Origin of the sequence: Variovorax sp. PAMC26660 (assembly GCF_014302995.1) — a bacterium.
In the GTDB taxonomy this organism is placed as follows: Bacteria; Pseudomonadota; Gammaproteobacteria; order Burkholderiales; family Burkholderiaceae_C; genus Variovorax.
The window spans coordinates 1,071,935-1,096,253 of record NZ_CP060295.1 but is presented as its reverse complement, the minus strand read 5'-3'; the positions used below and the strand labels follow the sequence as shown (position 1 = coordinate 1,096,253).

Below are 24,319 nucleotides of genomic sequence, written 5' to 3'. Positions count from 1 at the left end.
CACCCCCGACCATGGAAACATCGCCGCTTGCCCGAACGCTGCGCGAGCAGGGCGCCAACAGCGACCTCGTGCTGATCGTCGACGACGTGCCCGACAACCTTGCGGTGCTGCACGACGCGCTCGACGAATCGGGCTACACCGTGCTCGTTGCCACCAGCGGCGAGCAGGCGCTGCAGCGCGCTGCGCAGGCGCGTCCCGACATCGTGCTGCTCGACGCGATGATGCCGGGCATCGACGGCTTCGAGGTCGCGCGCCGGCTCAAGGCCGATGCCGCGACGGCGCACATTCCCATCGTGTTCATGACCGGCCTGACCGAGACCGAGCACCTCGTGGCCGCGCTGGAGGCGGGCGGCGTCGACTACGTCACCAAGCCGATCAAGCCGAAGGAAGTGCTGGCGCGCATGAACGTGCATCTGCAGGGCGCACGCCGCGCGCGACAGGACGCGCAGCAGGCCGGCCAGGCACGCAACGCGCTCGACGCCTTCGGCTACGCGAGCATCACCGTGCGGCTGCCCGAGGGGCGCCTGATCTGGCAGACGGCGCTGGCGCGCGACCTGCTGCAGCGCTATTGCGAAACGCGCGCACCCGAAACGCCGCCGGCCGTGCTCGACTGGCTGCGCAGCCACACGCCCGATGCGCGGCAGCGCGGCATCGAGCCGCCGGCGTTGTCGATCGCGCAGGGCGCCAGCAGCCTCACGCTGCGGCTGCACCAGCAGACCAGCAGCGACGACGACGGCGACGAGTGGATGATCATCATGCGCGAGGTGTCCGACACCGGCGTGATCGAGGCCATGAGCCTGAGCCTGAAGCTCACGGCGCGCGAGGCCGAGGTGCTGTACTGGGTGGTCAAGGGCAAGACCAACAAGGACATCGGCGAGATCCTGGGCAGCAGCCCGGCCACGGCCAAGAAGCACCTGGAGCGGGTGTACGTGAAGCTGGGCGTCGAAACGCGCACGGCCGCGGCGGGCGTGGCCATCAAGCGCATCCGCGAGCTGCAGCCCCAGTTCGAGATCTGAGCCCGCTTCTCTCCCTTTTCAGTGCCGGCGCGGCGTCACGGCGCCGACTTTCCGCGTCCCTAGAATGGTTCGAGGGCCTTTGGGACGCACGAGATGAAGAGCAGGCACAGAACAACAACCCGACCGCCATGCCTTGGCTGGATGCTTGCCGCTTCCTGCTCGCTCGCCAGCCTGGGTGCGCAGGCGGCGGGGCATTTCGATGTCGACGATGCCGGCACGCTCGATCCGGGCCAGTGCCAGTACGAAACCTGGTGGGGCCGCACGGGCACGGAGCCGGTCACAGGCTTCCACATCGGGCCTGCCTGTCGGGTCGGCCCTGTCGAACTGGGCCTGAACTTCGACCGGCTCTCGGCGGAGGGTGTTCACACGATCACCGGCGGCCCGCAGATCAAGTGGAATTTTCTGGGGCAGCCGGCGGACGCGCCCTTCAGCGCGGCGGTGTCGATGGGCACCGTGTCCGACCTGCGGCGCGGCGGCCGCATGGGTGGCCAGTTCGTCGTGCCCCTGACCTGGCGACCGACCAGCAGCCTGCAGGTGCACGCCAACCTCGGCGCCGACTGGGCGCTGGGCACCGGCGTGCGCACGCCGCGTGGCGGTGTTGCCGTCGAATGGGCGTGGAACGACACCGTGTCGCTGATCGCGGAACGCAGCAAGGCGGCGGGCGTGTGGACCTCGCGCATCGGCGGGCGCTTCAGCATCACGCCGCTGATCAGCGTGGATGTCAGCGCGTCACATACCGGGCCACAGGGCGTGCGGGGTTTCGTGATCGGCCTGAACCACGAGTTCACCTGGAAGTGAAAGCAGAAGGCGAGGCGGCCTTCAGCGCAGGTAGCGCTGCAGCCGCTTTTCGTCCTCGACCAGTTGCAGCCGCATGAGCGAAATGAAGTCGCGTGCCGTCGCGGACAAGACCTTGCCCGCCGGCAGGGCCAGCAGGCAGGTGAAGGACACGTCGATAGAGAAGCGACGCACCACCAGTCCGCGTTCGGCGTAGTCGAGCGCCGTGATCGGATTGACCAGGCCCACGCCGAGACCGCGCAGCGACATCTCGCACACGCTGGCCGCGTAGGGCGTCTGCACCAGCACCCGCAACGCCACGCCGTAGGGGGCGAGTGCGGCCTCCAGCCGTTGATGCGACGGGTCTTCGGGGTTGAGCGAGAGGAAGGGCGCCTCTGCCAGCTGCTCCGGCTTGATCGTCTTGAAGCGCGCCAGCGCATGGCCCTCGGGCATGACGACCACGCCCGGAAAGCGCGAGAAGGTCGAATGGTCGATGCCTTCGAGCGAAAGCTCGTCGGCCATCAGGCCGAAATCGGAAATGCCCATCGCCACGCGGTCGCGCACGTCCTTCGAGCTGAGCACCTGCAGCGACACCTGCGGCCACGGGCTCGCGCCGCGGTGCGCCTTCAACCTTGCCAGCGCACGCGGCATGAAGCCCAGGCCGTAGGCCGGGAAGCAGCTCAGCTCCAGCTGGCTGACGCCGAAGTCGCGCAGGCTGCGCACGCGGTGCTCGATGGCATCCATGCCGATGAACACGCGCTCCACCTCGATCCACAGCGCGCGCGCCTCGGGCGTGGGCACCAGCCGCCCGCCGGTGCGCTGGAACAACAGCATGCCGGCCTGCGCCTCGAGACGCTTGAGCGATTGGCTGATGGCGGGCTGCGTCACGTGCAGCAATGCGGCGGCCTTGCGGGTGGAGCTGCCGCGCATGAGGGCCCGGAAGGTTTCTATTTCTGTGAACCGCATCGATAAGTTTATTTATCGGTTGAGTATCTGTAGCTGCATTATTTTATTTCCGAATGCATAAGAATTAGGCACAACTCCCAACGCATGACCTCGTGACGACATCGCAAGTCCTGGACTTCAAGTTCACCGCGCCGCCCGCGGACCCTTTGGCCCATCCTTCTGGCAGCCAAACGGCCATCGTCCGGGACCGAACGCCGAAGCCCCCGCGCAACCCGCACCTGCGGGGCTTGCAGTGCCTGCGATGCGATGCGCTCTACCCGGTCACGCTGACGCACGACGGCTGCCCCGCCTGCAAACGCGCGGGCTTTCATGTCGCGCTGCGTGCCAGCTATCTGCCCGATGGACCCGATGCGATGCCGATGCCCTACGGGCCCGGTTTCACGCTGGGGGAGGGCCACACGCCGCAGCAGGACATGCCCGCGCTGGCGCAGCGCTTCGGCGTGGCGCGCCTGAGCCTCAAGGACGAATCGTGCAACCCCACCGGCTCCCACAAGGACCGCATGACCGCCGTGGGCGTGGCGCAGGCACTGGACTTCGACGCCCATACGCTGGTGCTCGCGTCCTCGGGCAATGCGGCGGTGTCGGCTGCGCACTACGCGTGGGCTGCAGGCCTGGGCTGCGAGGTGGCCACCTATGAAGGCATGCCCGCCACCTATGCACGGCAGCTCGATGCTCTGGGCGCGCGGCGCTACGTCTTCGCAGACAACGCAGGCCGCTGGGCCTTCGTGCGCGAGCGCTCGCAATACCCCGGCTACTTCGCGCTGACCAACTACCGCCTGCCCGCGCTGGGCAGCGCACCGCTGGCGATCGAGGGCTACAAGCCCATCGCGCTCGAATGCCTGAGCGACGGCGGGTTGCCGGACCACATCGTGATCCCGACCGCGCGTGGCGACCTCGCCTGGGGCATCTACGCGGGCTTTCGCGACCTGCTGGCGGCAGGGCGCATCACGCGCCTGCCCAGGCTCTGGCTGGTGGAACCCTTCGCGCGCCTGTCACGCGTGCTGGCGGGTGGCGCGCTCAACGGCAGCTACCCCGGCCACACGGCGCAGTTCTCGACGGCAGGCGCCACCGTGACGTACCTGCAATGGCAGGCTGCTACCGCCACGGGCGGCGGTGCGGTGGTCGTGGGCGACGACGAAGCCCGTGCAGCCCGGCGGGTGCTTGCCGGTGCCGGCGTCAGTGCCGAACTGTGCGCGGCGGCTGGCCTGGCCGCGCTGCAGCAACTGCGCGAGAGCAGTGCCATCGCGGCCGATGCCCACGTGGTGCTGATGCTGACCGCCAATGCGTCGAGCGATCCGAGCTGGCCCGACAGACCCTAACCCTCCAGGAATCCTCCATGCCGACGATGCATCGCCGGGCCTTCTTGGCCACCGGCTCTACAGCCCTGCTCACTGCAACCGGAAGTGCATGGGCGGCCTACCCCGACCGGCCCATCAAGCTCATCGTGCCCTGGGCCGCGGGCGGCAGCACCGACGCGATTGCACGGGCGATGGCGCAACGCATGAGCCAGACCATCGGCAGCCCGGTGATCGTGGACAACCGGCCCGGCGCCGCCGGCATGATCGGCACCGACGCCGCTGCCAAGGCTGCGCCCGATGGCTACACCATCGCCATCGTCGAACTGCCGCACGCCATTGCGCCAGCCGTGACCGCCAAGCTGCCCTACGACCTGCTGCGCGACTTCACGCCGGTGACCATGATCGGCACCTCACCGCTGGTGTTCTTTGCGGGCATGGACGACGACAGCAAGGACTTCAAGACCTTCATCAGGACGGCCGCCGCGAAGTCGGCGCCGCCCGCCATTGCGCACAGCGGCGCTGGCACCGTGAGCCATCTCGCGGCCGAACTGCTGGCGAGCCGCACGAAGATCCGTTTCAACATGGTGCCGTACCGAGGCTCGGCGCCAGCGCTCACCGACGTCGCGGCGGGCACGGTGGCAGGTCACTTCGCCACGCTGGCCAGCGGCTCCAGCCTGCTGGGCGCCCACCGCATCCGGCCGTTGCTGGTGACGAGCACGCAGCGCGTGAACATTCCCGGCCTGCAGAACGTGCCCGCGCTCGCGGAGAACGGGCTCAAGGGGCTGGAGATCGACCAGTGGTGGGCCATGGTGGCACCGGCCACCACGCCGCTCGATGTGATCGATAAGCTGCGCCGCGAGGCCATCGCCGCGCTGGACCATCCGCAGGTGAAGGAGCGCCTGTCGGTGCTGGGCGTGCAGATGAAGGGCTCGACACCGGGCGAGCTGCGCGCCTTCCTGCGCTCCGAGGCCGAGCGCTGGCAGAAGGCCGCGCACGAGATCGGGCTTCAGCCTCAGTAGCCGCCGCCTCGCAAGAGGCGCAGCCGTCTACTTGGCGTCGCTGTAGACCGTGGCGCGCGACACGCCCATGTGCGCCGCGGCAATCTCGGCGCCGCGTCGCACTTCCAGCAGGCCCGCCTTCTTCAGCTCCTGCACCAGTTGCTTGCGGTCGGCGGGCTTGAGCGAGCGCGAGGTGGTCGCGCGCGCGGCCGCGAATTCGTCGATGCGCGCGTGGATGCGGTTCGAGTGGTTGCCGCCCGCATCGAGCTGCTCGTGCACCTCTTTGTCGTCGATCCGCGTGAACTGCGAGATCGCGCCCTGGAAGCTCTGGAACAGCGTCAGGTCGACGTTGAGGCACAGCGCGGCCACGTATTCGCCGCTTTCGTCCTTGATGCCGATGGAGGTGCTCTTGACCTTGCGCCCGTCGGGAAAGGTGTTGGCGTAGTTTGCGATCACCGCCGGGAATTCGGGGTCGCGGATGCGCGCCAGTCCGAGCTCCGTCACCGACTGGCCCACCTGGCGCCCGCTCAGGCTGTTCTCGATTGCGTAGATCGCATTCTTCGGGTTGCTCAGGTCGTGCACCACCACCTCGCAGAACGGCGCGAAGGTTTCGCCCAGGCCTTCGGCCACATGGCCGAGCATCTCCAGCAGCTGCTTGTTCGACTTCTTTTTCATGCCCGGAATGTATCCAGGTCTGGACGAAGCATCCAATTTGTACAAAAAGTACAATGACGGACATATTGTCCAAATTCATGGAGCAGTGAATGACCACGAAAGAACGCGCACGCTACGTCGACCCGCTCACTGGCCGACATCACGAACTGTCCGAGCGCCGCTGGCGCTCGGACGACGGCAACCCGATGATGGTGACGCCGCTGCCCGGCATCACGCGCGATGACATCGACCCGCGCGAGCGCTCCGTGTGGCGCTACCGCGCGGCGCTGCCGGTGGTGATCGAGCGGCCTTCGAGCCTGGGCGAGGGCTGTACGCCGCTGGTGCAGAAGCGGTGGGGTGAGCTGTCGCCTTACTTCAAGCTCGAATGGTTCAACCCGACCTGCAGCTTCAAGGACCGCGGCGCGGCCGTGATGATGTCGTTCCTGCGCCAGATCGGCGTCGACGCGGTGCTGGAAGACAGTTCGGGCAATGGCGGCGCCGCCATCGCTGCGGCAGGCGCGGCGGCCGGCATGCGGGTCAAGGTGCTTGCACCCAGCTACACGCCGGCGCCCAAGGTGGCGCAGATACGCGCGTTCGGCGCCGAGGTGCAACTGGTGCCGGGGCCGCGCGAAGAGTCGGAGTACGAGGCGGTGCGCCAGTCGGAATCGATCTTCTACGCCAGCCACAACTGGCATCCGTTCTTCCTGCAGGGCACGAAGACCCTGGCGTACGAACTGTGGGAAGACCTGGGCTTCGTTGCGCCCGACAACGTGGTGATTCCGGCGGGCGCGGGCAGCAATGTGCTGGGCTGCCACATCGGCTTCAAGGAGTTGCTGGCGGCAGGGCAGATCACGAAGCTGCCGCGGATCTTCGTGGCGCAGCCGCTGAACTGCTCGCCGATCGATGCCAGCTTCATCGCGGGCGTCGACACGCCGGTGGAGCGGGCCGTGAAGCCGACGATCGCGGAAGGCACGGCCATCAAGCGGCCCGTGCGCCTGCGGGAAATTCTTCAGGCGCTGCGCGAGACGAACGGCAGGACGGTGGCGCTGACCGAAGAGCAGATCGCGGCTGCCGTGCGCCGGCTCGCCGCCACCGGCCTGTATGCCGAGCCGACCTCCGCCACTGCGGCGGCGGCCATCGAGGTGCTGGCACAACGGGGCGACATCCGGGCGAATGAAACAACGGTGGCGCTGCTGACAGGCACCGGCCTGAAGTCCACGCAGTTCATGACCGAGCTGTTCGGCGGCACGCCCGCCTGACCGGCGCTACCAGGGCCACGCGATGCGTGTGCCCGTGCCGGTGGCGGCTGCACGCGCGTGCAGCAGGCGCGCGACGGTCAGGTCTTGCAGCGCGAGGCCGGTCATGTCGAACACGGTGATGTCGGGGGGAGCGCGCTCGAAGGGTGTCTTGCCGGTCAGCAGGTCGCCCAGCTCGATGGATGGCGTGTCGGGCGCCCATTGGGTTTCGCCGATCTGTTGCGCCTGGGTGCGGTCATCGACCACAAGGCGAACGCGCGGCAACAGGCCCTCGGGCAGCTCGCGCTTGCCCCGGGTGTCGGCGCCGACGCAATTCAGGTGCGTGCCGGGTTGCACGGCCTGCAGGTCGAACAGTGCGCCGCCGCCCGGGGTGGCGGTGATCACGATGTCGCTTTGCGCGACGGCCGCGTTGCGGTCGCTGGCGGGCGCGATGGTGCAGCGTTGCGCGAAGTGGGCCTCGAACGCGGCGTTGCGCTGGCCGCTCGTGCCGACGTAGAGAACTTCGCGCAACGACGGAAGCAGGCGCAGTGCGAAGTCGAGCTGGATGCGTGCCTGCACGCCGGTGCCGAAGATGCACAGCCGCGTGCTGTCGGGCCGCGCGAGCTGTTGAAGGCCAAGCCCGCCTGCCGCGCCGGTGCGCACCGTGGTCACAGCGTTGCCGTCGATGACGCACAGCGGTCGGCCGGTGGCCGGGTCGATCAGCAGGATCGTGGCCTGGTGCGGCTCGCCGCCGCGCTGCCGGTTGGCGGGCCAGAAGCCGGCGGCCTTGAAGCCGAGCAGCCCCTGCGCCTGCACATCACCAGACTTGATGCCGAACACGCCGCCCGTGGATAGTGGTTCGCGCACGACCGGGAAGACGCGGCCTTCGCGCTCGCTGTGCAGCACGAAAGCCTCGCGCACGGCCTGGAGCACGTCGTCGGGGGAGAGAAGGGCGTCGACCTGGTGCTTGTCGAGCAGCAGGAGTTGGGCGTCGGCGGGTGCCGTGGGAGGTGTCATCTGGAAATATTATCCATATCCAGACAAATCATCAAATTTTGTCGGCCGATGCCGCGCGCATCAGCGACCCGTGTGCACCTTGATCCGGATGGTCGCCACGTCCCAGCCCCTGTTCTTGAGTCGCGTCACCAGCATCGGCGACAACTGGCGCAGCTTGGCGGCTGCGGCGCTGCCTTTCACCAGCAGGCACCAGACATCGCCTTCGGCGGGGCCGGCCTGGATGGCGGCGCGCATGGCCGGTGGGATCAGTCCTTCAACCGCCTTCAGGCGGTCCGACGCATCGCGTGCGCGCGCCATCAGGCTTCCCAGGGTGGGCGAGCCTTCTGCAGCTTGCTGCAGTGAAATGGGCGGGGGCGTGCGGCGATACATGGGTAATCCAGGGGTTAGAAACAAGACAGCTAAAATGCCCGGTTTGCCGGCGTTCGCGCCGGAAAAAAGGACCGCCTGCCTTGAAACTTGATTTCGAAGCGAGCGCGCCCAACTGCTTTCACCATATCTTAGGGAATCCGGTCGAAGTGCCTGTCGCGTCAGGTGCCCGTCCATCTCCACCCATGGCAACCAACTTCCTGACCCAGATTTTCGGCAGTCGCAACGATCGGCTGCTCAAGCAGTATCGCAAGACGGTGGAACGCATCAATGCGCTCGAACCCGAGTTCGAGAAGCTCAGTGACGACGCGCTGCGCGCGAAGACGCAGGAGTTCAAGGACCGCGCCGCCAAGGGCGAATCGCTCGACGCCCTGTTGCCGGAAGCCTTTGCCACCGTGCGCGAAGGCTCCAAGCGCGTCATGAAGATGCGTCACTTCGACGTCCAGTTGCTCGGCGGCATGGCGCTGCACAACGGCAAGATCTCCGAAATGCGCACCGGCGAAGGCAAGACGCTGACCGCCACGCTGCCGGTGTACCTGAATGCGCTGTCCGGCAAGGGCGTGCACGTGGTCACGGTGAACGACTACCTCGCCAGCCGCGACGCCAAGTGGATGGGGCGCCTGTACAACTTCCTCGGGCTGTCGGTGGGCATCAACCTGCCGCAGATGCCGCGCGAAGAAAAGCAGGAAGCCTACGGCAGCGACATCACCTACGGCACGAACAACGAATACGGCTTCGACTACCTGCGCGACAACATGGTCTACGAGCCCGCCGACCGGGTTCAGCGCGGCCTGAACTTCGCCATCGTCGACGAAGTGGACTCGATCCTGATCGACGAAGCCCGCACGCCGCTGATCATCAGCGGCCAGGCCGAAGACCACACCGACCTCTACATCGCCATCAACAAGGTGGTGCCGCTGCTGACCAAGCAGGAAGGCGAAGCCGATCCGCGCACGGGCGAAGGCGTCACGGTTCCCGGCGACTTCACGGTCGACGAAAAGACCCACCAGGTGTTCCTGACCGAAGACGGCCACGAGAACGCCGAGCGCATCCTGGGTGAGTTCAAGCTGCTGCCCGAAGGCGCCTCGCTCTACGACCCGGCCAACATCACGCTGATGCATCACCTGAATGCAGCGCTGCGTGCCCGCCACCTGTACCACCGCGACCAGAGCTACGTGGTGCAGCAGGGCGAAGTGGTGATCGTCGATGAATTCACCGGCCGCCTGATGAGCGGCCGCCGCTGGAGCGACGGCCTGCACCAGGCCGTGGAAGCCAAGGAAGGCGTGGAAATCCAGGCCGAGAACCAGACGCTGGCCTCGATCACCTTCCAGAACTACTTCCGCCTGTACGGCAAGCTGGCTGGCATGACCGGCACGGCCGACACCGAGGCCTACGAATTCCAGGAAATCTACGGTCTCGAGACCACGATCATTCCACCCAACCGCATCAGCAAGCGCGAAGACCAGCTCGACCGCGTCTACAAGACGACGCGCGAGAAGTACGATGCCGCCATTCAAGATATTCGCGAGTGCTACGAGCGCGGCCAGCCGGTGCTGGTGGGCACTTCGTCCATCGAGAACTCCGAAATCATCGACGGCCTGCTGACGCAGGCAGGCCTGCCGCACCAGGTGCTCAACGCCAAGCAGCATGCGCGCGAAGCGGACATCGTGGCGCAGGCCGGCCGCACCAAGATGATCACCATCGCGACCAACATGGCCGGTCGCGGTACCGACATCGTGCTGGGCGGCAACATCGAGAAGATGATCGAGGCGATCGAGAACGACGAAGGCCGTGACGATGCAGCCAAAGAAGCGGACATCGCGCACATCCGCGCCGAGTGGACCAAGGACCATGAATTCGTCAAGTCGCTCGGCGGCCTGCGCATCATCGCGACCGAGCGCCACGAATCGCGCCGCATCGACAACCAGCTGCGCGGCCGTTCGGGCCGCCAGGGCGACCCGGGCTCCTCGCGCTTCTACCTGAGCCTGGACGATCCGCTGATGCGCATCTTCGCGGGCGACCGCGTGAAGGCGATCATGGATCGCCTGAAGATGCCCGACGGCGAAGCCATCGAAGCCGGCATCGTCACGCGCAGCATCGAGAGCGCGCAACGCAAGGTCGAGGCGCGCAACTTCGACATCCGCAAGCAGTTGCTCGAATACGACGACGTGTCGAACGACCAGCGCAAGGTGATCTACCAGCAGCGCAACGACATCCTCGACGCGACCGACCTCACGGCCCAGATCGCGGCGCTGCGCGAAGGCTGCTTCATGGACCTGGTGCGCCAGTACGTGCCGGCCGAGTCGGTCGAGGAGCAGTGGGACCTGAACGGCCTCGAGAAGAGCCTGTTCACCGAGTGGGGCTTGGACATGCCGCTCAAGAAGGAAGTCGAGGCCTCCGACGCCATCTCCGACGAAGACGTGCTCGATAAGGTGGTCAAGGCCGCCAACGAAACCTTCGAGGCCAAGCTGGCGCTGATCGGCCAGGAAAACTTCACGCAGTTCGAGCGCATGGTCCTGCTGCAGAGCATCGACACGCACTGGCGCGAACATCTGGCGTCGCTCGACTACCTGCGCCAGGGCATCCACCTGCGCGGCTATGCGCAAAAGCAGCCCAAGCAGGAATACAAGCGCGAAGCCTTCGAGCTGTTCGGCCAGTTGCTCGATTCGGTCAAGAACGAAGTCACGCGCCAATTGATGACGGTGCGCGTGCAGTCGGGCGAACAACTCGAAGAGGCCGCCGACGCTCTTGAAAGCCGTGGCGAGAACCTTGCCAACATCACCTACACCGCGCCCACCGAAACGGGCGAGGTCGAAGTGCGTGTCGACGAAGAAAGCCAGCGTCGCCTCGCGGCCGCCGGTGCGGGTGCGCTGAGCGCCGAGGCCCTGGCTTTTGCGCGCGTGGGCCGCAACGATCCGTGCCCCTGCGGCAGCGGAAAAAAATACAAGCAATGCCACGGCAAGCTGAGCTGACGTCCAGAACCTTTCATTGAGAGAAATTCCATGCCCGTGAACCTGTCCGCCCCCGATCCCGCCGCCTTGTTCGCGGTGCCCGGCGTCCGCATCGGCGTGGCCGAAGCGGGTGTGCGCAAGGCCAACCGCAAGGACCTGACGGTCGTGCTGATCGACGAAGGCGCGGCAGTCGGCGGCGTGTTCACGCAGAACCGTTTCTGCGCGGCGCCGGTGCAGGTGTGCCGCGACCATCTGGCTGCCAACTTCGGCATCCGCGCGATGGTCATCAACACCGGCAATGCGAATGCCGGCACGGGCGAAGACGGGCTGATGCGCACGCGCTCCACCTGCATCGCGCTCGCGCGCCACCTGGAAATTGCGCCCGAGCAGATCCTGCCGTTCTCGACCGGCGTGATCATGGAGCCGCTGCCCGTGGACCGCATCGAAGCCGGCCTGCCTGCCGCGCTGGCCGACGCCTCGGCCGATCACTGGGCCCGTGCCGCCGAAGGCATCATGACCACCGACACAATCCCGAAGGCCTTCAGCCAGCGGGCGCAGGTCGGCGGCGCGACCGTCACCATCACCGGCATCAGCAAGGGCGCCGGCATGATCCGTCCGAACATGGCGACCATGCTCGGCTTCATGGCGACCGACGCGAAGATCGATCCGTCGCTGATCCAGCCGCTGGCCAAGCTCTTGGCCGATGCCTCGTTCAACCGCGTGACCATCGACGGCGATACCTCGACCAACGATTCGTTCGTGGTCATCGCAACGCAGAAGGCGGCGCACGCCACCATCACCTCGCTCGATTCGGCCGACGGCCAGGCGCTCGTGGCAGCCATGCAGAACGTGGCCCGCCAACTGGCGCAGGCCATCGTGCGCGACGGCGAAGGCGCGACCAAGTTCATCACCATCCAGGTCGAAGGCGGCCGTGACGCTGCCGAGTGCAAGCAGGTGGCTTACGCGGTGGCGCATTCGCCGCTGGTCAAGACCGCGTTCTTCGCCAGCGACCCGAACCTGGGCCGCATCCTGGCCGCCGTCGGCTATGCGGGCATCGACGACCTTGATCAGACCGCCATCGACCTGTTCCTGGACGACGTGCATGTGGCCGTCAAGGGCGGACGCAACCCGTCGTACCGCGAGGAAGACGGCCAGCGCGTGATGAAGCAGAGCGAGATCACCGTGCGCATCGGCCTGGGCCGTGGCAAGGCCAGCGAAACGGTGTGGACCTGCGACCTGAGCCACGACTACGTCACGATCAACGCCGATTACCGGTCATGAACGAGCAGTTCCAGAAGCTGATCGAGCGCGCCGAACAGCTCATCACCCGCATCGAATCGATCCTGCCGCAGCCGCTGTCGGCGCCGACCGACTGGAATGCGTCGATTGCCTGGCGCTACCGCCGCCGCAACTCCGGTCATGGCGTGCTGGAGCCCGTGCGCCACGTGGCCACGATGGCGCTCGATTCGCTGAAGGAAATCGACGTTCAGAAGGAAAAGATCGAGCGCAACACGCGCCAGTTCGTCGAAGGCAAGCCGGCCAACAACGTGCTGCTGACCGGCGCGCGTGGCACGGGCAAGTCGTCGCTGATTCGCGCCTGCCTGCAGGCCTACGCGCCGCAGGGGCTGCGCCTGATCGAAGTCGACAAGGCCGAGCTGGTCGACCTGCCGGACATCGTCGAGGTGGTCTCGCAGCGTCCCGAGAAGTTCATCGTCTTCAGCGACGACCTGAGCTTCGACGAGGGCGAGCCGGGCTACAAGGCGCTCAAGTCGATCCTCGACGGATCGATCGCCGCATCGACACCCAATGTGCTGATTTACGCGACCAGCAACCGGCGCCACCTGCTGCCCGAGTACATGAAGGAAAACCTCACGTACACGCACACCGACGATGGTGAAGTGCATCCGGGTGAGGTGATCGAGGAAAAGATTTCACTGTCGGAGCGCTTCGGCCTCTGGGTGAGCTTCTATCCCTTCAGCCAGAACGAATACCTGACGATCGTGGGGCAGTGGCTGTCGTCGTTCGGCGTCGACGCGGCCGCCATCGCAGCGGCGCGGGCCGAGGCGCTGGTCTGGGCGCTGGAGCGCGGTTCGCGCAGCGGCCGCGTGGCGTACCAGTTCGCACGCGACTACGCAGGACGGGCCGCCGCGTGAGCGAGTCGCAAGAACCACAGGGCCGCAAGCACACCGAGGTTGCTGTTGGCGTGTTGATCCGCCTGGCCGACGACGCGCTGCTGCTGTCGACCCGGCCCGAAGGCAAGGCTTATGCGGGCTACTGGGAGTTTCCCGGCGGCAAGATCGAAGCGGGCGAGACGATCGAGCAGGCCTTGCGGCGCGAGCTGCAGGAAGAGCTTGGCATCACGATCGAGGATGCCGAGGTCTGGAAGGTCACGGAGCACGACTATCCGCATGCGCTGGTGCGTCTGCACTGGTGCAAGGTGACGGCCTGGACCGGCGAGTTCGAGATGCGTGAGGGGCAGGCGATGGCGTGGCAGCAACTGCCGCTCGACGTGGCGCCGGTGCTGCCCGGTGCCTTGCCGGTGCTGGAGTGGCTGGTGCAGGAGCGCGGCCTGCCCGCGTCCGCGGCACAGGCCGTTTCGACCCTCGCGTAGCGGCCCGCGGTAGGAAGCCGCAGGCCAGCAGAACCCAGATACATGCATCCCAAGTACCGCGCTGACATCGACGGCCTGCGTGCGGTCGCCGTGGCGTCGGTGGTGATCTTCCATGCCTTCCCGACGCTGGTCCCCGGCGGCTTCATCGGCGTCGACATCTTCTTCGTGATCTCGGGGTTCCTGATCACGACGATCATCCTGCAGAGCCATGCGGCGGGCGATTTCAGTTACCGCGATTTCTATGCGCGGCGCATCCGGCGGATCTTCCCGGCGCTGATGCTCGTGCTGGCCGCCACGCTGGCTTTCGGCTGGTATGTGTTGCTGAGCCGCGAGTTTGCCGAGCTGGGCAAGCAGGTGGTGGGTGGTGCGTCCTTCGTGGCCAATTTCGTTTTCTGGGGTGAAGCGGGCTATTTCGACACAGCCTCCGAGGCCAAGCCGCTGCTGCACCTGTGGTCGTTGGGCATCGAGGAGCAGTTCTACATTTTCTGGCCGCTGCTGCTGGGCATTGCCTGGCGCCGGCGCTGGCCGATCGTGCGAGTGCTCTGGGCGCTGGCGGCGGTTTCCTTTCTGGTCAATGTGCTGACGATCCATCCGTTTCGCACGGCGGCCTTCTATTCGCCGGTTTCGCGCTTCTGGGAGCTGATGGCGGGCGCGATCCTGGCAGGCATGCGGCTGGCGCCCGCGACGACGGCATCGAAGCCGTGGCGCAGCCATGTGCAGTCGGTGCTGGGTGTGGGGTTGATCGCGCTGGGCCTTGTGGCGATCCGCAGCGACAAGGCATTCCCGGGCTGGTGGGCATTGCTGCCCGTGTTCGGGGCGGCAAGCTGCATCGCAGCCGGGCCGGCGGGGGTGTTGAACAAGTACATCCTGTCGAACCGCGCGATGGTGTGGCTGGGGCTCATCAGCTACCCGCTTTATCTCTGGCACTGGCCGCTGCTGGCGTTCGCGCGCATCGTCGAAGGCGCAGAGCCGCCGCTGGGCGTGCGTGCAGCGATGGTGGTGGCAAGCGTCGCGTTGGCGTGGTTGACCTATCGGTATGTGGAGCGCTTCGTGCGTGAACGCTCGGGTGCGGGCACGCTGCGTGTGCTCTGGCAAAGCGGCGTCGTGGTCATCATGGCCGGCCTGGTCGTCCTGGCCGGCGCGCCTGCGCGCAACAACAGCGAGCTGCTCCAGAAGGTGGTCGATGCCGAATCGGACCGTGGCTACTACGACGGCCTACGGTTGGGCGACCTGGACGGGTTTCCGGTCCGGCGCTTCGGCGACGGCGCGCGCAAGGTGCTGCTGATCGGCGACAGCCACGTCATGCAGTACGCGCCGCGCGCCGCGGAACTGGCCAGGTCTTCGCCCGACCGGATGGCAACGGCCGACTTCGCGACCTTTTTCGCCTGCCCGCCCATTCCCGGTGTGTTCGCCCAAGGCATCCCCGATTGCGGCGAAGGGCGTGAGAAGGTTCTTCAACTGGCCCTCGATCCGAAGTTCGATGCGGTCGTGATCGGTGGATGCTGGAACTGTTACTTCACCGGCAACCTGCCGGTGACCTACGAGTTCCGAGCCGATGGCGCCGCTTATCCGCTGAACAACGGCGGCCCTGGCATCTCGCGGTCACTGGATTCGCTCGAGACTGTCTTGAAGGGCCTGGCGGGGAGCGGCAAGAAGGTCTACCTGTTGCTGGACAACCCGACAGGCCCGCAGTTCGCGCCCAAGAGCCTGATCGAGGGAAGTCGGTTGGGCAAGCCGACCGTGACCGACGTGCGAACCGGCAAGATGCCGCCTGACCAGGCCAGCCTGGACGCGCAGCTTCGGCGCATCGCGGCATCGAGTGGCGTGGAGATCATCGATGCAAGCTCCCACCTGTGCCAGAACGGCCAGTGCCTGAGGGCCATGCCGGACAATACCCCGGTCTACGCGGACGACCAGCATCTGCGAGCGGCCTACACCCGGCACTTCGCGAACTACCTCGACCCGATCTTCCTCGGCACCGACAAGGAAGCCACGCCGCGATAAGCGGTTGCCGCAGGCCTGAACAACGCACCGATGCATCCCAAGTACCGTCCCGACATCGATGGCCTGCGCGCCGTGGCCGTGGCGTCGGTCCTGGCGTATCACGCCTTTCCCGATGCATTGCCCGGTGGCTTCATCGGGGTCGACATCTTCTTCGTGATCTCGGGCTTTCTGATCACGACGATCATCATGCAGAGCCACGCGGCGGGCGATTTCAGCTACCGCGACTTCTATGCACGGCGCATCCGGCGGATCTTTCCGGCGCTGACGCTGGTACTGGCGAGCGCGCTGGCGCTGGGCTGGTATGTGCTGCTGCCCAGGGAGTTTTCCGAACTTGGCAAGCAGGCTGCGGGCGGCATGGCCTTCGTGGCCAACTTCATCTTCTGGGGCGAGTCCGGCTACTTCGACACGATTGCCGAGACCAAGCCGCTGCTGCACCTCTGGTCACTGGGCATCGAGGAACAGTTCTATATTTTCTGGCCGCTGCTGCTCGGATTTGCATGGCGCATGCGTTGGCCCATCGTGCGGATGCTCTGGCTGCTGGCGGCGGTGTCGTTCGTTGCGAACGTGCTCATGGTGCATCCGTACCGCGAAGCCGCCTTCTATTCGCCGGGCTCGCGTTTCTGGGAGCTGATGGTGGGCGGCATCCTGGCCTGCATGCGGCTGAAGCCGGTGCAGCCCTCGGCTTGGCGCAGCCATGCGCAGTCGGTGCTGGGCGTGGGGCTGATCGTGTACGGGCTGGTGTCGATCCGCGCGTACAAGGCGTTTCCGGGCTGGTGGGCGTTGCTGCCAACGCTGGGCGCGGTGAGCTGCATCGCGGCGGGGCCGAATGGGCTGTTCAACCGCTACGTGTTGTCGAACCGGGTGATGGTGTGGATCGGGCTCATCAGCTATCCGCTGTACCTGTGGCACTGGCCGCTGCTGGTGTATGCGCGCATCGTCGAACAGGGCACGCCTTCGGCGACTGTGCGCGCGGCCGCGGTGGTTGCGAGCGTGGTGCTGGCTTGGGTCACCTACCGTTTTGTCGAACGCTACACACGAGCCAAGGCGGGCGTCGGCATGCTGCGCGCGTTGCTGGGCGGCGGTGTCCTCATCGTGCTGGTCGGCCTGCTCGCCTTTGGCGGCATGTCGCCGCGCAACGGTGGCGAGATGCTCCGCATGGTGTCCGATGCCACGGTGGACGGCGGCTACTACGACGACGTGCCACGGGAGAAGCTGGGCTCGCGCTTCGTGAATCGCGTGGGCAATGGGAGCGGCAAGGTGGCGCTGATCGGCGACAGCCACATACAGCAATATGGACCGCGTGCAGCGGAACTGGCGCGCACTTCGCCCGAACGGATGGCGACGGCCTACTTCTCGACCTACGGCGCCTGTCCGCCCATTCCCGGGCTGATTGCCGAAGGCAATCCCGACTGCGCAAGACAGCGCGACAGGATGCTGGAGCTGGCGCGCGACCCGCGAATCGACACGGTCGTGGTCGGGGCCTGCTGGAACTGCTACTTCACCGGGAATTTCCCGCTGGACTTCGAGTTTCGGGACGGCGTTTCGGCCTATCCGGTGAACAACGGTGGCCCTGGCATCGGGCGCTCGCTCGATGCGCTTCAGGTGCTGCTGACGGATCTGGTGAATCGCAAGAAGAAGGTGTACCTGCTGCTGGACAACCCGAGCGGCCCGGCCTTCGAGCCGCTGCGATTGATCGAGGGCAGCCGCCTGGGCACGATGACAGCCACACGGAGCACGCCGACTGCGCCACTGCCACCTGCAGAAGCACAGCTCAACGAGCGGCTGCGGCGCATTGCCGAGGCCAGTGGTGCGGAGGCCGTCGATGTGATCGCACAGCTGTGCAAGGCGGGCCAATGCCTGCGCGCCATGCCCGATGGCAACCCGATCTACAAGGACAAGGAGCATCTGCGGCCGTATTACACGCGGCAGAACGCAAGTTATGTGGACCGGCTGTTCCTTGGGGACGGCCACGGCGGCCCATCTCCGGTCGGCAACCGCTAGGGTTGCCAGACCGGCCCCCGTCACTGGATCTTGGGGTCGCCGAACAGCTCGTCGTCGGTCGGCGCCTCGGCCGGCATCCGGAACTCTTCGTTCGCCCAGGCGCCAAGGTCGATGCCCTTGCAACGCGCGCTGCAGAAGGGCCGGTAGGGGTTGCTGGGCGCGTAGATGCTGTCGCCGCCGCACGCGGGGCAACGAACGATCCGCTCGTCGGTTTTGTTCACGTCGCTCATGCGCAGAGTGTCAGTTCGAAGGGGGCGTCGTCCGTGCTCTGGTGCAGCCGGTCGTCGGCTTCATGTCGCATCAGCCGCACCGACACCATGAGGCGGTTGCCGCTGATTTCAGGCACCAGTCCGAGCTTGGGGTCGATGCGCAGGCGCAGCAACTGGAAGCTGCGGCCCTGCGGCAGGTTCTGCTGGAACTGGCCGTGGCTGGCGATCACCTTGTAGGGCACGTCGGCGTCGCGCAGCAATTTCAGCAGCAGGTAGATTGACGAGGCCAGTGGCGACAGCGTGTTGGACCAGCGCTCGAGGTCCGCACGGCGGCTGGGCGCGGCGCGGTGTTGCCAGGCGTAATAGGCGGGCAGGTCGAACTCGCAGGTGCCGCCCGGAATGCCGGCGCGGCTGCGGATGCTCATGAGCCACTCGTTTTCTGTCAGGGCCTGGCCGGCCTTGCCCGTCACGCCGTTGAGCGCGGTGAAGTTGCGCTCGAGCTGGCCGACCACCTGGTCGAGCACGGCTTCGGCAATCGCCGGATTGCCCCGGTAGCTGTTGAAGACGTTCTTGTGCTTGTCGAGATCGCGCAAGACGTCGGCCTTGAGGTCGGCGCGCGCGGCGACATCCATGATCTCGAAGATCGTGATCAGGGCGTAGTGGTGGGAGAGCGGCGATTCCGAGGGCACCAGTTCGCCCAGCCGGCGAAACAGGTGCTCCAGCCTCAAGTAGGTCCGGATGCGCTCGTTGAAGGGGTATTCGTAGAGGATCACGGGCGGGTTCCTGTCGTCGAATCGAATGAGCTCACGGGTGACGCGAGGGCGGTTCGGGCAGTTTCTTGCGGACTTCGTTCAGCATCAACTCACCCAGTTCGAGCTGTCCGTGCATCGAGAGGTGAGTATCGTTCGGAAAAAAGAAGTCGCGAGTCAGCGCATGCCGCGTCTGGGCCCAGCCGAACAGGTCCGGGCCGAGGTTGGAGCCCCGGAGCGCAGTGACGAAGTCTTTCGAGTGGTCGTGATCGACGTAGACCGTGGTCTTGTTGGGAATCACCATCCACAGCAGCGGTGTGCGGCGGGCCGCGGTGAAGGTCTTCATGGCCTCCACATTCGCCGGGGTGAGCTCGCCGTTGCGGATGTCTTCCGACAGGAACAGGGCCTTGTCGCACAGGCGGTTGCTGAAGAACTTGCAGCCATCCTGCACCGGGCGCGCCATGGTCTCGGTGTTGAAGACGGTGTCGCCCGGTGTCTTGATGGCGCGCTGGGTGTTCCGGTAGGTGGTCAGGCCCGAGGTCAGCTGCGCGTTCCAGTTGAGGGCAAAGGCTGGCAGGTCTTCGAGCGGCGACGAGAACGGCACGAGCTTCGCTTCATAGGGTCTCGTCATGGTCGGGCACTGGGCGCTGGAGCGCAGCCGCTCGTTGAGAAGCCGCTCGACGCTTTCGACGATGACCAGTTTGCCGCGGAAACCGGCTTTGGCCAGCCAGTCGTCCATGTCGCCGCACAGGGCCTCGCCGAATTGGAGCCAGTAGGTGGTCGAGACGCGGTAGCCGGCCTTGACCAGCGCGGACTGCCACCGGTAGGTCATGGAGAAGCTGTCGCCGATCACGACGATGTCGGCCTGGTCGATGGGCGTGCCGCGCAGCAGTTCGGGGTCGACCTTGGGCGGTGGCGCGAGCCAGCCGAACTGGTGATCGGACAGGCGCCCGATGCGCGACAGGTCGCCGTAGGGAATGGGCGTTGCCAGGGTGACGGAGAGCATCGCGGAAATGACCGCGAAGCCCACGAAAAAGGTCAGCAGCCAGACTTTGGCTGGCGTCGTGATACGGGCCATCTCAGAACTGGAAATAGAGGAACGGGCTGTAGCTGCCGAGTCGCGAGATGCAGAAACCCAGCAAGACCACCGTGAAGAGCGCCATCAGGGCGGTCGAGAGCCAGGCCAGGCGAGCGCGACCAGCGAGCATTTGCACGCGCGGCACCCAGCGTTCGAGTGTGATCGTGGGCGGGAAGGCCAGGCAGATGATCAGCGCGACCAGCATGGTCTGGAAGAACTTGGGTTTGCGGAAAGGGATGGCACCCATTTCATGGAACACCGAGACCGGCGCGCCGTGCATGCCCAGCATGCCCTTGTAGATCGCGATGGCGGCCTGCATGCTTTCGGCACGGAAGACGATCCAGGCAATGATGACGCAGAGGAAGGTGAGCAGCCAGCCCAGGAAGCGTGCCAGGCGGCCGGGCGTGGCATGGCGCCTGACTTTGGAGTTCCACAGGTGGTTGATCATCAGGAACATGCCGTGCAGCGCGCCCCAGATCACGAAAGTCCATGCGGCGCCGTGCCAGAGGCCACCGAGCAGCATCGTGAGGAACAGGTTCAGGTAGCGCCGCGCCGGGCCCTTGCGATTGCCGCCCAGCGGCACGTAGAGGTAATCACGCAGGAAGGTCGACAGCGAGATGTGCCAGCGGCGCCAGAACTCGATGATGCTCGTGGACTTGTAGGGAGAGCGGAAATTCAGGGGCAACTGCACGCCCAGGCACAGGGAGAGGCCGACGGCCATGTCCGAGTAGCCCGAGAAGTCGAAATAGATCTGCAGTGTGTAGGCCAGCGCACCGAACCACGCGGTGTAGAGCGTGGGCGTCAGTCCCTGGTGCACGCCGTTGAACATCAGGTCGGCGTACTGCCCCATCGGGTCTGCGATCAACAGCTTCTTGGCGAGACCAAAGGTGAAGATTGCCAGGCCCAGCGCCAATTTGTCCGGGTTGACTCGGTAGGTCGCCGGGTTGGCGAACTGCGGCATCATTTGCGCGTGGTGCAGCACGGGGCCCGCGATCAGGTGCGGGAAGTAGGTCACGAACAGGACGTAGTGGATGAAGCTGCGTTCATGCACCTTGCCTTGCCAGCAGTCGACCAGAAAGGCGATCTGGGTGAAGGTATAGAACGAGATGCCAATCGGCAGCACGATGTGCAGCATCGGGATCGGCGAGAGCCCGGCCGCTACAAGGCCGTCGTTCACGTTCCCGACGAAGAAGTTGGCGTACTTGAAGATCGCCAGCACGCCGAGATTGACTGCCAGCGCGATCACCAGCAGGGTTTTTCGTTTTCGATCGTCACGGCCGGGCGCTGGCGACAGCCGCAACCCGAACCAGTAGTTGACGCAGATGGAGCCCAGCAGCAGGGGGAGCGCCTTGACGCTCCACCAGCCATAGAAGAAGAGCGAAGCCAGCGCAAGGAATCCGGCTGCGGCCCGCGTATTGCGCTTGCCGATCAGAAAGAACCCGATCAGGACCAGCGGGAAGTAGACAAAAATAAAGGGATACGAGTTGAACAGCATCTCGGGGAGGGCACTTCAGCGAGCGCCTTTTTGTCGTAGTCGTTATGCCGCCGCGGGGGCGGCCGGTCTCGGATTATCGCGTGGTGGCTGCAGACCACTGCTTCCAGAGACCCTGCACGGCGGTTTCTAGTTCCGCCAGTGTCAATGACTCATTGAAAATGACGGCATCTGCAGCCGCCCGACGCGCTTTGCGCGGGGCCTGCTGGGCGATCACTGCCCGGACGGCCTCAGGCGTCCATTTCGAGCGTGCAACAACACGTTTCAGCTGCATTTCTTCGGTAGCGTCGACCACCAGCACCCGGTCCACGATGGTTCGCCAGCGTCCGGATTCGACCAGCAGCGGAACGTCGAACACGATGATCGCATCGTTGCCGGCCGCGAGGGCCAGGCGCTGGGTTTCGGTGCCGATCAACGGATGCAGGATGGATTCGAGGCGCGCTTTGGCGCTCGCATCGGCGAATACGAGCTGGCGCATGCCGGCCCTGTCCAGGCCGCCATCCGGGGCGATGACGCTGCGGCCGAAGGCGGCCTCGATGGCCGGCATGGCAATGCCGCCCGGTTGAGCGATGGCGCGCGCGATGGCGTCCGTGTCGACCAGCACGGCGCCCTGGGCGACCAGCAACGTGGCCACGGTGCTCTTGCCGCTGCCGATGCCGCCCGTCAGGCCGATGCGCCGGACCATGTCTTGTGTCAATGGATCAGCGCGCCGAGGGGGAATGCGAACGGAATCCACTGACGCACGAGTTCAGGGCCGGCCACAAGGCACACGAGGCCTGCGCCAGCCAGGAAGGGGCCGAAGGCGATGGGGATGTCCTTGTGTGCCAGCTTGCCGGCAAAGCGCAGTGTCAGGCCGATCACGGCGCCCACCAGCGAAGAGACGAGGATGATTGCAATGAGGTAATCGGCCCCGAGCCATGCGCCCAGCGCGGCGAGCAATTTGAAGTCTCCATAGCCCATGCCCTCCTTGCCTGTGACCAAGCGAAAGCCATGGTACACAAGCCAGAGGCTCAGGTAGCCGAAGACCGCGCCCCAGACGGCTGAACTCAGCGACACGCCCGTCCAGCCCATGGCGGCGCCGACAAGGCCAAGCCAGAGCAATGGGTAGTTCAGAGAATCGGGCAGGAACTGGGTGTCGAAATCGATCAGGAACTGGCAGATCAGTAGTGCCCCGAAGGCGGCCCACAACGCGCCCGAAGGCGTGAGGCCGAAGCGGTAGGCACAAAGCGCGAAGAGGGCGCCTGTGACCAGTTCGACCAGTGGATAGCGCGGGCTGATCGCGGTCTTGCAGGAGGCGCAGCGGCCACGCAACACCAGGTAACTCAGCACGGGGATGTTCTGGTACCAGCGGATCTTGTGGCCGCAGGATCCGCAGTGCGACGCGGGGCGCGTGAGATCGAAGGGGGGCAGGCCCTCGATGGCCGTCGCGGCCTTGTCGGCAGCCGCTTCCAGCCCTTCGGGTGGTACGGCTTTCGGGCCGAAGACCAGTGACCAGAGCGAGGGCGCATCCTTCGACGACATGAGGTTGGCGACCGCATCTGCCAGCCAGGTCCGGTACATCATCACCGGGGTGCGGTAGATCACCACGTTCATGAAGCTGCCGATCAATAGCCCCAGCACACCGGCGAAAGCGGTGTCGAATTCCCGCGAAACCAGCATCAGACGACCTGGCCGAGCTTGAAGATGGGCAGGTACATCGACACCACGATGCCGCCGATGATCGTGCCGAGGAACACGATGATGATGGGCTCCATCAGGCTCGACAGGCCCGCCACCATGTCGTCGACCTCGGACTCGTAGAAGTCGGCCGCCTTGCCAAGCATGTGGTCGATGGAGCCGGATTCTTCGCCGATGGAAGTCATCTGAATCACCATGGACGGGAACAGGTTCGCATTGGTCATGGCCGTGGTGAGGCTGGTACCAGTCGACACTTCCTGCTGGATCTTGGAAGTGGCGTCGCCGTAGACGGTATTGCCTGAGGCGCCGCCCACCGAGTCGAGGGCTTCGACCAGCGGTACACCCGCTGCAAACATGGTTGCGAGGGTTCGGGTCCAGCGGGCGATGCAGGACTTCTCGATCAGGGTACCGAAGATGGGGATGCGCAGCAATGCTCGATCCATGACTCGCTGCACCCGCTCATTGCGCCTCCAGGCCTGGAGGAAAAAGTAGATGCCCCCGCCGAGGCCACCAAAGATCAGCCACCAGTACGACACAAAAAACTCGCTGATGCCGATCACGATCAACGTGGGCGCAGGCAGGTCTGCGCCGAATGAGGTGAACACCTCCTTGAATGCCGGGATGACAAAGATCATGATGATGGCGATCACGATGAAGGCCACCACGACCACCGAAATCGGGTACATCAGTGCCGACTTGATCTTGGATTTGATCGCCTCGGTCTTCTCCATGTAGGTAGCCAGGCGGTCGAGCAGTTCTTCGAGAATGCCGGCCGCTTCACCAGCCTCCACCAGATTGCAGTAAAGGTTATCGAAATACTTCGGAAACTTGCGAAAGGCCGCCGACAGCGATGTACCGGTTTCCACATCGCTGCGGATGTCATTCAGGAGCTTGGCCACGCTGGCATTGGCGTTGCCGCGCCCGACGATGTCAAAGGACTGCATCAAGGGCACGCCAGCCTTCATCATGGTTGCCAGCTGGCGCGTGAAGATCGCAATGTCCTTGGGCTTGATCGCCTTGCCCGATCGCATCCGGCGTTTCTTGATCTTGGAGGCGAGCACGCCCTGGCGACGCAGTGCGGCCTGCACCTGGTTTTCGCCGGCTGCCCGGAGTTCGCCACGCACCAGCTTGCCATTGCGGTCCTTGCCTTCCCATTCGAAGACAAATTCCTTGTGGGTGACTTGGGAGCGGGAGGGTGCCACTGTTGCCATTCGATCTCCGGT

The 24,319-nt window shown here is 65.6% G+C and carries 22 protein-coding genes; 11 read left to right on the top strand and 11 right to left on the bottom strand.

Features of this window, described 5'->3' with window-relative positions:
• Window positions 1-11 precede the first annotated feature (11 nt).
• Complete coding sequence (locus H7F35_RS05195) at window positions 12-1,016, top strand: response regulator transcription factor (RefSeq protein ID WP_187114151.1); 1,005 nt, start codon at window positions 12-14, stop codon at window positions 1,014-1,016.
• 141 nt (window positions 1,017-1,157) lie between these two features.
• Window positions 1,158-1,814 (top strand): hypothetical protein, encoded by a 657-nt coding sequence (locus H7F35_RS05190; RefSeq protein WP_187111887.1) that lies wholly within the window; start codon window positions 1,158-1,160, stop codon window positions 1,812-1,814.
• A gap of 21 nt (window positions 1,815-1,835) precedes the next feature.
• On the opposite strand, the gene H7F35_RS05185 is transcribed toward H7F35_RS05190, so the two are convergent.
• Window positions 1,836-2,756, bottom strand: coding sequence for a LysR substrate-binding domain-containing protein (locus H7F35_RS05185; protein ID WP_187111886.1), 921 nt, complete (start codon window positions 2,754-2,756; stop codon window positions 1,836-1,838).
• Window positions 2,757-2,848: 92 nt separating this feature from the next.
• Between H7F35_RS05185 and H7F35_RS05180 the strand changes: the two genes are divergently transcribed.
• Both H7F35_RS05180 and H7F35_RS05175 read left to right on the top strand, forming a co-directional pair.
• Window positions 2,849-4,075: a pyridoxal-phosphate dependent enzyme gene (locus tag H7F35_RS05180; RefSeq protein ID WP_187111885.1), complete on the top strand. Its 1,227-nt coding sequence runs from the start codon at window positions 2,849-2,851 to the stop codon at window positions 4,073-4,075.
• 17 nt (window positions 4,076-4,092) lie between these two features.
• Entirely contained in the window at window positions 4,093-5,073 is a 981-nt protein-coding gene (locus H7F35_RS05175; RefSeq protein WP_187111884.1) for a Bug family tripartite tricarboxylate transporter substrate binding protein, read from the top strand.
• 27 nt (window positions 5,074-5,100) lie between these two features.
• On the opposite strand, the gene H7F35_RS05170 is transcribed toward H7F35_RS05175, so the two are convergent.
• On the bottom strand, window positions 5,101-5,727 hold the full coding sequence (locus H7F35_RS05170) for a transcriptional regulator (RefSeq protein WP_187111883.1): 627 nt from the start codon (window positions 5,725-5,727) through the stop codon (window positions 5,101-5,103).
• Window positions 5,728-5,816: 89 nt separating this feature from the next.
• On the opposite strand from H7F35_RS05170, the gene H7F35_RS05165 reads away from it, so the two are divergent.
• Complete coding sequence (locus H7F35_RS05165) at window positions 5,817-6,965, top strand: pyridoxal-phosphate dependent enzyme (RefSeq protein WP_187111882.1); 1,149 nt, start codon at window positions 5,817-5,819, stop codon at window positions 6,963-6,965.
• Window positions 6,966-6,971: 6 nt separating this feature from the next.
• Here H7F35_RS05165 and H7F35_RS05160 read toward each other — a convergent pair whose 3' ends face one another.
• Together H7F35_RS05160 and H7F35_RS05155 are read right to left on the bottom strand one after the other, a co-directional pair.
• Complete coding sequence (locus H7F35_RS05160; protein ID WP_187111881.1) at window positions 6,972-7,958, bottom strand: ornithine cyclodeaminase family protein; 987 nt, start codon at window positions 7,956-7,958, stop codon at window positions 6,972-6,974.
• 60 nt (window positions 7,959-8,018) lie between these two features.
• Window positions 8,019-8,327: a hypothetical protein gene (locus H7F35_RS05155; protein ID WP_187111880.1), complete on the bottom strand. Its 309-nt coding sequence runs from the start codon at window positions 8,325-8,327 to the stop codon at window positions 8,019-8,021.
• Between the two features lie 182 nt (window positions 8,328-8,509).
• Between H7F35_RS05155 and secA the strand changes: the two genes are divergently transcribed.
• From secA to H7F35_RS05125, 6 genes are read left to right on the top strand one after another with little or no spacing between them, the layout of a single operon-like run.
• Window positions 8,510-11,296 (top strand): preprotein translocase subunit SecA, encoded by a 2,787-nt coding sequence (gene secA / locus H7F35_RS05150; protein ID WP_187111879.1) that lies wholly within the window; start codon window positions 8,510-8,512, stop codon window positions 11,294-11,296.
• A 30-nt stretch (window positions 11,297-11,326) separates the two neighbouring features.
• Window positions 11,327-12,556 carry a bifunctional glutamate N-acetyltransferase/amino-acid acetyltransferase ArgJ gene (gene argJ, locus H7F35_RS05145; RefSeq protein WP_187111878.1) on the top strand — a complete coding sequence of 410 codons (1,230 nt, stop codon included), beginning with the start codon at window positions 11,327-11,329 and terminating at the stop codon, window positions 12,554-12,556.
• Window positions 12,553-13,428, top strand: a complete 876-nt coding sequence (locus tag H7F35_RS05140) for an ATP-binding protein (protein WP_187111877.1) — start codon at window positions 12,553-12,555, stop codon at window positions 13,426-13,428. The genes argJ and H7F35_RS05140 overlap by 4 nt, the downstream gene beginning before the upstream one ends.
• Complete coding sequence (locus H7F35_RS05135) at window positions 13,425-13,886, top strand: (deoxy)nucleoside triphosphate pyrophosphohydrolase (RefSeq protein ID WP_187111876.1); 462 nt, start codon at window positions 13,425-13,427, stop codon at window positions 13,884-13,886. Before H7F35_RS05140 ends, H7F35_RS05135 begins: the two co-directional genes overlap by 4 nt.
• A 42-nt stretch (window positions 13,887-13,928) precedes the next feature.
• Window positions 13,929-15,890, top strand: coding sequence for an acyltransferase family protein (locus tag H7F35_RS05130; protein WP_187111875.1), 1,962 nt, complete (start codon window positions 13,929-13,931; stop codon window positions 15,888-15,890).
• Window positions 15,891-15,920: 30 nt separating this feature from the next.
• Window positions 15,921-17,891, top strand: coding sequence for an acyltransferase family protein (locus tag H7F35_RS05125; RefSeq protein ID WP_187111874.1), 1,971 nt, complete (start codon window positions 15,921-15,923; stop codon window positions 17,889-17,891).
• Between the two features lie 20 nt (window positions 17,892-17,911).
• On the opposite strand, the gene H7F35_RS05120 is transcribed toward H7F35_RS05125, so the two are convergent.
• From H7F35_RS05120 to H7F35_RS05090, 7 genes are all read right to left on the bottom strand, one after another.
• Window positions 17,912-18,121, bottom strand: coding sequence for a DNA gyrase inhibitor YacG (locus H7F35_RS05120; protein ID WP_187111873.1), 210 nt, complete (start codon window positions 18,119-18,121; stop codon window positions 17,912-17,914).
• A complete protein-coding gene (zapD, locus tag H7F35_RS05115; protein ID WP_187111872.1) occupies window positions 18,118-18,873 on the bottom strand; it encodes a cell division protein ZapD in 756 nt (251 codons plus the stop codon). The genes H7F35_RS05120 and zapD overlap by 4 nt, the downstream gene beginning before the upstream one ends.
• Before the next feature lie 31 nt (window positions 18,874-18,904).
• On the bottom strand, window positions 18,905-19,927 hold the full coding sequence (locus H7F35_RS05110; protein WP_261803530.1) for a hypothetical protein: 1,023 nt from the start codon (window positions 19,925-19,927) through the stop codon (window positions 18,905-18,907).
• A gap of 1 nt (window position 19,928) precedes the next feature.
• Window positions 19,929-21,422 (bottom strand): MBOAT family O-acyltransferase, encoded by a 1,494-nt coding sequence (locus H7F35_RS05105; protein ID WP_187111871.1) that lies wholly within the window; start codon window positions 21,420-21,422, stop codon window positions 19,929-19,931.
• 73 nt (window positions 21,423-21,495) lie between these two features.
• Entirely contained in the window at window positions 21,496-22,104 is a 609-nt protein-coding gene (gene coaE / locus H7F35_RS05100) for a dephospho-CoA kinase (protein WP_187111870.1), read from the bottom strand.
• Between the two features lie 8 nt (window positions 22,105-22,112).
• Window positions 22,113-23,078, bottom strand: a complete 966-nt coding sequence (locus tag H7F35_RS05095) for a prepilin peptidase (RefSeq protein ID WP_187111869.1) — start codon at window positions 23,076-23,078, stop codon at window positions 22,113-22,115.
• The gene (locus H7F35_RS05090; RefSeq protein WP_187111868.1) at window positions 23,078-24,307 is read right to left on the bottom strand and encodes a type II secretion system F family protein; all 1,230 of its coding nucleotides are present in this window, start codon (window positions 24,305-24,307) and stop codon (window positions 23,078-23,080) included. Before H7F35_RS05090 ends, H7F35_RS05095 begins: the two co-directional genes overlap by 1 nt.
• Window positions 24,308-24,319: the final 12 nt, after the last annotated feature.

Coding starts and splice junctions, on each gene's coding strand:
- H7F35_RS05195 (WP_187114151.1), top strand. CDS start 12: ATGGAAACATCGCCGCTTGCCCGAACGCTGCGCGAGCAGGGCGCCAAC.
- H7F35_RS05190 (WP_187111887.1), top strand. CDS start 1,158: ATGCTTGCCGCTTCCTGCTCGCTCGCCAGCCTGGGTGCGCAGGCGGCG.
- H7F35_RS05185 (WP_187111886.1), bottom strand. CDS start 2,756: ATGCGGTTCACAGAAATAGAAACCTTCCGGGCCCTCATGCGCGGCAGC.
- H7F35_RS05175 (WP_187111884.1), top strand. CDS start 4,093: ATGCCGACGATGCATCGCCGGGCCTTCTTGGCCACCGGCTCTACAGCC.
- H7F35_RS05170 (WP_187111883.1), bottom strand. CDS start 5,727: ATGAAAAAGAAGTCGAACAAGCAGCTGCTGGAGATGCTCGGCCATGTG.
- H7F35_RS05165 (WP_187111882.1), top strand. CDS start 5,817: ATGACCACGAAAGAACGCGCACGCTACGTCGACCCGCTCACTGGCCGA.
- H7F35_RS05160 (WP_187111881.1), bottom strand. CDS start 7,958: ATGACACCTCCCACGGCACCCGCCGACGCCCAACTCCTGCTGCTCGAC.
- H7F35_RS05155 (WP_187111880.1), bottom strand. CDS start 8,327: ATGTATCGCCGCACGCCCCCGCCCATTTCACTGCAGCAAGCTGCAGAA.
- secA (WP_187111879.1), top strand. CDS start 8,510: ATGGCAACCAACTTCCTGACCCAGATTTTCGGCAGTCGCAACGATCGG.
- argJ (WP_187111878.1), top strand. CDS start 11,327: ATGCCCGTGAACCTGTCCGCCCCCGATCCCGCCGCCTTGTTCGCGGTG.
- H7F35_RS05140 (WP_187111877.1), top strand. CDS start 12,553: ATGAACGAGCAGTTCCAGAAGCTGATCGAGCGCGCCGAACAGCTCATC.
- H7F35_RS05130 (WP_187111875.1), top strand. CDS start 13,929: ATGCATCCCAAGTACCGCGCTGACATCGACGGCCTGCGTGCGGTCGCC.
- H7F35_RS05125 (WP_187111874.1), top strand. CDS start 15,921: ATGCATCCCAAGTACCGTCCCGACATCGATGGCCTGCGCGCCGTGGCC.
- H7F35_RS05120 (WP_187111873.1), bottom strand. CDS start 18,121: ATGAGCGACGTGAACAAAACCGACGAGCGGATCGTTCGTTGCCCCGCG.
- H7F35_RS05110 (WP_261803530.1), bottom strand. CDS start 19,927: ATGGCCCGTATCACGACGCCAGCCAAAGTCTGGCTGCTGACCTTTTTC.
- H7F35_RS05105 (WP_187111871.1), bottom strand. CDS start 21,422: ATGCTGTTCAACTCGTATCCCTTTATTTTTGTCTACTTCCCGCTGGTC.
- coaE (WP_187111870.1), bottom strand. CDS start 22,104: ATGGTCCGGCGCATCGGCCTGACGGGCGGCATCGGCAGCGGCAAGAGC.
- H7F35_RS05095 (WP_187111869.1), bottom strand. CDS start 23,078: ATGCTGGTTTCGCGGGAATTCGACACCGCTTTCGCCGGTGTGCTGGGG.
- H7F35_RS05090 (WP_187111868.1), bottom strand. CDS start 24,307: ATGGCAACAGTGGCACCCTCCCGCTCCCAAGTCACCCACAAGGAATTT.